Raw genomic sequence first — 6,504 nt, forward strand, 5'->3', positions numbered from 1 at the left:
ATACCCCACCTTGGCGTATCCTCTCCCCGGCCCGGGCAGACATCAAATGCGCTCCACTCTGGACACCGTCGCCGCGATCGGCCTCGCCATCGGCGGCGCTTTTGGCCTTGCCGGCACCTTCGTGGCGAGCGATGCGCTGCGCGAGACACTGTGGACGATCGACGGCGTGGCGCTCGTGGTGGGGACGGCGCTTTTGACGATGAAGTATCAGCGGCTGGGCAATGACTGCGTGGCGGCCGGCTTCCTGACCTTCCTCGCCGGCGAGAGCCTGCTGCTCGCCGGCAATGCGGCGGGGCTTGAGGCTAGCGTCCCCTCCTATGTCGGCGGCATCTCGCTCTGGGCGGCGGCGCTCGTCATGGTCAGCGCGCCGAACACTTTTGCTCTGTGGATGCGGCTGACCGCTGTTATCGCGGCTTTGCTGTTCGTCGTGTCGGCTTGCATGATCCTCTGGGGCGCGCCTCTGCTGCCGACCTCGTCGCCCTTGCCCGCCGCCGGCTATCCCTTCCTGGTCCTCACCTTCGTCGGCTGGATCTGGACCTTGCTGAAGCCCGAACGGTGAGCGGGAAAAAATGTCTACGCCGCTCGAAATCCGCAACAGCGCGACGGGCAAGATCTTCCCGGCCATCGGGCCGTTCCTGATCAGCGCGATCTTCGCTTTCGGCGCGCTGCAGGGGCTGGCGGCGGGCGCGGCTGGCGGGTGGGTGCTGGTGATCGTGCTTCTGGCGCTCGGTTGCCTGGCGCTCGGCTTCTTCATCGCGCGCGGCGCCTTCGACAAATCGGTCAAGGTCGTGCTCGACGACACGGGTTTTCGCGACCGCCGCGCCGGTGACGTGCTGGTGCCCTGGCGCAACGTGCTGAGCGTGCGGCTCGCCTCCGGCGGCAAGGGTGCGGCGATGCTCAATTTCGAGCTGACCGGGGAACCGCCCGACGAAATCAAATACTCGGCCGTCAATGCGCTCAGCCGGATGCTGCCCTTCGGCAAAAACATCGTGCACATGGAAATCTCCTCGCTCGACGTCCAGGGGCAGGACATGATCGCCGCGATCCGGCGGCTCGCGCCGCATGTGGCGATCGACGGTTGACGCGCCTTTATCCCCCCTTGAGGGAAGATGTCGCCGGAGGCGACAGGGCCTCGCGTGAAGCACCAACCTCCATCTGCAGTAGCAAGCCGAACCCGGTCGGACCAACCGCCTCTGGCCTGCCGGCCATCTCCCCCTCAAGGGGGGAGATTACTCGCTCGGCCGCCTGCACCAATTTCCACGTGGCTATCTCCCCACCCAAAAAGGGGAGATAGGGCGCACCCTTCACGGCTTGACGCCGTCCGCACGGCCGCCCTAGCCTGACACGAACAGGAGACACCGCATGGCAGTGGTCGAGGGCGAGAAGATCGATGTCGGCTTTTCCGGCCGGCGCTGCATCCATTCGCGCAACTGCGTGCTGGGCGACCCGCACGTCTTCGTGCCCAATGCACCCGGCCAGTGGATCCACCCCGAGGCGGCCAGCGTCGAGAAGATCGTCGCAATTGCCGAGAGCTGCCCGTCGGGCGCCATCACCTATGTCAGGAAGGATGGCGGCCCACAGGAACAGCCGCCGGTGGTCAACACCGTGCGGCTCAGGGAAAACGGCCCGCTGGCGCTGCATGCCGAGATCATTCTGGGCGGCGAGAATTTTTATCGCGCCACGCTCTGCCGCTGCGGCGCTTCGGAAAACAAGCCGTTCTGCGACGGCAGCCACACCAAATCAGGTTTTTCCGCCACCGGCGAGCCGCCATTGAAGGACACGCCGGCGCTGGACGCGCGGGACGGTCCGCTCATCGTGACGCCGACGAAGAACGGTCCGCTCAAGCTCGAAGGCAATGTCGAAATCGTCACCGGCACCGGTCACACGGTCGGCCGCACGCAACGCACCTTCCTCTGCCGCTGCGGCCACTCGGCCAACAAGCCGTTTTGTGATGGCACGCATAAGAAGGTGGGGTTTGTGGGGTAGCACTCTCCCCCTTGAGGGCCCCTTGAGGGGGAGGTGGCCGGCAGGCCAGAGGGGGTTGGTCCGACCGGGCTCGGCTTGCAACTCCGACAGGAGATTGGCGCTCCACACGAGGCGACCCCCTCTATCGCCTTCGGCGACATCTCCCCATCAAGGAGGGAGATTAGGCGCTTGGCCCAGCGCTAGCGGCTTTATCCGCCGGTCCGTATCGGCTAAGGGGCGGGGACGAAATTCGCCGGACCGCTGCCAGAATATGACCGCCAAGACTAAATCCTCCCCCCTGTTCCTCGGCATCGACACCGGCGGCACCTATACCGATGCCGTGCTGTGGTCGGAAGCCGGTGGCCCTAACGGCAAAGTGCTGGCCAAGGCCAAGGCGCTCACCACCCGCCATGATCTGGCCGTCGGCATATCAGGCGCGGTCGACGCGGTGCTGCAGAAAGCCGGCACCGACCCTGCAGCGATAAAACTGGTGTCGATGTCGACGACGCTTGCCACCAACGCATTGGTCGAGGGCCAGGGCGGCCGCGTGGCGCTGGTGATGATCGGCTTTTCCGAAGGCGACCTTGCCCGCGACGGACTGAAGGCGGCGCTCGGCACCGACCCGGTGGTGTTCTGCCCCGGCGGCCATGATGTCCACGGCAATGCGGCAAAACTCGACCTGTCCGGGCTGGAGGCCGCGCTGCCGGAACTCGGCGCCTCGGTGTCCGGCTTTGCCGTCTGCGCCTATTTCGCCACCCGCAATCCGGCGCATGAGCTCGCCGCTCGCGACCTCATCCGCGAAAAGACCGGCCTGCCGGTCACCGCCAGCCACGAGCTTTCGGCCAAGCTCGGCGGCCCGCGCCGGGCACTGACGACGCTGCTCAACGCCAGGTTGATATCCATGATCGATCGGCTGGTGGCGGCGACCGAAGGTTTTCTCGCTGCGCGCGGCATCGCCGCCCCGCTGATGGTGGTGCGCGGCGACGGCGCCCTGGTCTCGGCCGCCTTTGCCCGCCAGCGGCCGATCGAGACGATCCTGTCCGGGCCGGCCGCCAGCCTTGTCGGCGCCCGCCACATGACCGGCCTCGACGATGCCGTGGTATCGGACATCGGCGGCACCACCACCGACGTCGCCGTGCTCGACAAGGGCCGTCCCAGGCTCGATCCGGAAGGGGCCACCGTCGGCGGCTTCCGCACCATGGTCGAGGCGGTGGCCATGCGCACTTTTGGGCTTGGCGGCGATTCCGAAGTGGCGCTGGAGGACGGCGTGCTCAGCCCAAAAATCCTGCTCGGGCCGCGCCGCCTGGTGCCGCTAGCGCTGGCCGGCATGGTGCATGGCGAAGCCGTCACCTCAGAATTGGAGCGCCAACTGCGGGCGCCGAACCCCGGCCGCATGGATGGCCGCTTCGCCGTGCGCACCGGCGTGCCGGAGCGGCTCGCCGCCGGCCTCACCGCTCCGGAAGCGAGGCTGTACGAGGCGATCGGCAGCGTGCCGCTCGCCCTCGACAGGCTGCTCACCTCGAACGCCCAGAACGCCACCTTGAACCGGCTGGTGTCGCGCGGCCTGGTGCATATTTCGGGTTTCACGCCGTCGGACGCCGCCCATGTGCTGGGCAAGCAGGCCAACTGGGATGCGGCCACCGCGAGGCTCGGCGCCGAACTGTTCACCCGCAAGCGCGACGGCCGCGGGCAGTTCGTCGCCGCGACGCCAGAGGCGATCTCCGAGCGGGTGCTGCTGACGCTGACGCGCTGGTCGGCGGAATACATCCTCGAAACCGCCTTTGCCGAGGACGGGCTGGACGGCGCCGCGACCGTGGCGCACGCGCTGGTGCAGCGCGCCGTCGACGCGCATCCCGGCATCGCACGGCTCAGCGTCGCGCTCGACCGTCCGGTGATCGGCCTCGGCGCCTCGGCGCCGCTGCACTATGCCGGCCTGGCCGAGCTGGTCGGCAATGGCTGCGTGGTGCCCGAGGATACCGACGTCGCCAACGCGCTCGGCGCCGTAGTCGGCCAGGTCAGGGTTTCGGCGGAAGCGCGGGTCAGCCAGCGCAAGGAGGGGCTGTTTCGCGTCGCGTCAGGCGAAACCGTGCGCGATTTTGTCGACGAGGCGGCGGCGATCGCCGCGGCGGAGACCGATGTGCGGGCGATAGCCGCCGGGCGGGCCAGGGACGCCGGCACCGACAGCGCCGAGATCGAAATCGCCAGCGAATTCCGCGTCTCCACCGTCGAGGGTCAGCGCATGTTCATCGAGGCGCTTGTCGTGGCGGTGGCGTCCGGCAGGCCAAGGATTGCGGTTTGAGCGCGACAGGCCAGAGGGCGAGCTGTGAATCGCGGCATCACTCCAGCTTGGGTTCCTCGCCCCCACAAAATGGGGGAGAGGTGGCTCGGCGAAGCCGAGACGGAGAGGGGGACTGCGCCTTACGAAAGCCCCCTCTCCGGCCGCTTCGCGGCCACCTCTCCCCCGCCCTGCGGGGGCGAGGAACCCAGGTCTTGAAACAGCGTAAAATATCCCTCCTTCACCCTAAGCTGAATTGACCCTGCCACCCTGACATGCCAAAGCGCGCAAAGCCTTTCGTCTGGAGAACCTCCGATGACCGATCGCGTCGAAATCGCCGGATTGAGGATTGCCCGCGAGCTTTATGATTTCGTCGTGAACGAGGCGCTGCGGGGCACCGGCATTGCAGCCAACGCGTTCTGGACCGGCTTTGCGGCCATCGTGCACGATCTTTCGCCGAAGAACCGGGCGCTGCTCGAAAAGCGCGACGCCCTGCAGGACCAGATCGACCGCTGGTATCGCGACAATGGCGCGCCCAGCGACATGGAAGCCTATAAGGGGTTCCTGAGGGAGATCGGCTATCTCATGCCGGAAGGGCCGGCCTTCTCCGTCGCGACCGAAAATGTCGACCCGGAGATTTCGGTGGTCGCCGGGCCGCAATTGGTGGTCCCGGTGATGAATGCGCGCTACGCGCTGAATGCCGCCAATGCGCGCTGGGGCTCGCTCTACGATGCGCTCTACGGCACCGATGCCATTCCCGAGACCGGTGGCGCCGAGAAGGGCGGGCGGTTTAATCCCGCACGGGGCGCAAAAGTCATCGCCTGGGCGAAAAGTTTCCTCGACGAGTCGGTGCCGCTGACGACAGGCAAATGGGCTGGGGTGAACGGGCTTTCGGTTGCCAACGGCATGTTGCGGCTGGGCGAGGGCGCCGTCGCCACCACGCTCGCCGACCCCAAACAGTTTGCCGGCTATCGCGGCGACGCGGCCAATCCCGAAGCCGTCCTGCTCGCCAGGAATGGCTTGCATATCGAGATATCAATCGACCGCAGCAACCAGATCGGCAAGACTGATCCGGCCGGCATTGCCGACGTCGTGCTGGAATCGGCGCTGACCACCATCCAGGACTGCGAGGATTCGGTCGCCGCGGTCGATGCGCAGGACAAGGTCGTGGTCTACCGCAACTGGCTCGGCCTGATGAAGGGCGACCTTGCCGAGGAGATCACCAAGGTCGGCAAGACGTTTACCCGAAAGCTCAACCCGGATCGTAGCTACACCTCGCGCGGCGGCGGTACGCTCACCTTGCCCGGCCGCTCGCTGATGCTGGTCAGGAATGTCGGTCACCTCATGACCAATCCGGCGATCTCTGATCGCGACGGCAACGAGGTGCCGGAAGGCATAATGGACGCAGCGATGACGGCGCTGATCGCGCTGCACGATGTCGGGCCGAACGGACGCCGGCAAAACTCGCGCGCGGGCTCGATGTACGTCGTAAAACCCAAGATGCACGGGCCGGAGGAAGTCGCCTTCGCCGTCGAGATTTTTGGCCGCGTCGAAGCCCTGCTCGGCATGGCGGAAAATACCATCAAGATGGGCATCATGGACGAGGAGCGGCGCACCACCGTCAACCTCAAGGAGGCGATCCGCGCCGCCAAAGACCGCGTCGTCTTCATCAATACCGGCTTCCTCGACCGCACCGGCGACGAGATCCATACCTCGATGGAAGCCGGCCCGATGATCCGCAAGGGCGACATGAAGCAGGCCGCCTGGATTGCCGCCTACGAAGCCTGGAACGTCGACACCGGGCTGGAATGCGGGCTCGCCGGCCATGCCCAGATCGGCAAGGGCATGTGGGCGATGCCCGATCTGATGGCGGCGATGCTGGCGGAAAAAATCGCCCACCCCAAGGCCGGCGCCAACACCGCCTGGGTGCCATCGCCGACGGCGGCGACGCTGCACGCCACCCACTATCACAAGGTCGATGTCCAGGCCGTGCAGGCGGCGCTGAAGAGCCGGCCGAAGGCAAAGCTCGACGACATATTGTCGGTGCCGGTAGCGGTGCGGCCGAACTGGTCTCAAGAGGAAATCCAGCAGGAGCTCGACAACAACGCGCAAGGCATTCTGGGCTATGTCGTACGCTGGATCGACCAGGGCGTCGGCTGCTCGAAAGTGCCTGACATCAATGACTTTGGCCTGATGGAGGATCGCGCCACGCTGCGTATCTCCTCGCAGCATATCGCCAACTGGCTGCACCATGGCGTGTGCAC

The 6,504-nt window shown here is 66.4% G+C and carries 5 protein-coding genes; all 5 read left to right on the forward strand.

What is annotated here, in order from left to right; genetic code table 11:
* Positions 1-46 precede the first annotated feature (46 nt).
* Positions 47-559, forward strand: coding sequence for a hypothetical protein (locus EOA85_RS37690; protein WP_164759842.1), 513 nt, complete (start codon positions 47-49; stop codon positions 557-559).
* Between the two features lie 10 nt (positions 560-569).
* Positions 570-1,082, forward strand: coding sequence for a hypothetical protein (locus EOA85_RS24010; protein ID WP_127211417.1), 513 nt, complete (start codon positions 570-572; stop codon positions 1,080-1,082).
* A gap of 280 nt (positions 1,083-1,362) precedes the next feature.
* On the forward strand, positions 1,363-1,986 hold the full coding sequence (locus EOA85_RS24015; protein ID WP_127211418.1) for a CDGSH iron-sulfur domain-containing protein: 624 nt from the start codon (positions 1,363-1,365) through the stop codon (positions 1,984-1,986).
* A 250-nt stretch (positions 1,987-2,236) separates the two neighbouring features.
* Positions 2,237-4,264, forward strand: coding sequence for a hydantoinase/oxoprolinase family protein (locus EOA85_RS24020; RefSeq protein WP_127211419.1), 2,028 nt, complete (start codon positions 2,237-2,239; stop codon positions 4,262-4,264).
* Between the two features lie 291 nt (positions 4,265-4,555).
* The coding region (locus EOA85_RS24025; RefSeq protein WP_127211420.1) for a malate synthase G at positions 4,556-6,504 on the forward strand (1,949 nt) is incomplete at its 3' end.

Origin of the sequence: Mesorhizobium sp. M5C.F.Ca.IN.020.29.1.1 (genome assembly GCF_003997375.1) — a bacterium.
In the GTDB taxonomy this organism is placed as follows: domain Bacteria; phylum Pseudomonadota; class Alphaproteobacteria; order Rhizobiales; family Rhizobiaceae; genus Mesorhizobium; species Mesorhizobium wenxiniae.

Coding starts and splice junctions, on each gene's coding strand:
- EOA85_RS37690 (WP_164759842.1), top strand. CDS start 47: ATGCGCTCCACTCTGGACACCGTCGCCGCGATCGGCCTCGCCATCGGC.
- EOA85_RS24010 (WP_127211417.1), top strand. CDS start 570: ATGTCTACGCCGCTCGAAATCCGCAACAGCGCGACGGGCAAGATCTTC.
- EOA85_RS24015 (WP_127211418.1), top strand. CDS start 1,363: ATGGCAGTGGTCGAGGGCGAGAAGATCGATGTCGGCTTTTCCGGCCGG.
- EOA85_RS24020 (WP_127211419.1), top strand. CDS start 2,237: ATGACCGCCAAGACTAAATCCTCCCCCCTGTTCCTCGGCATCGACACC.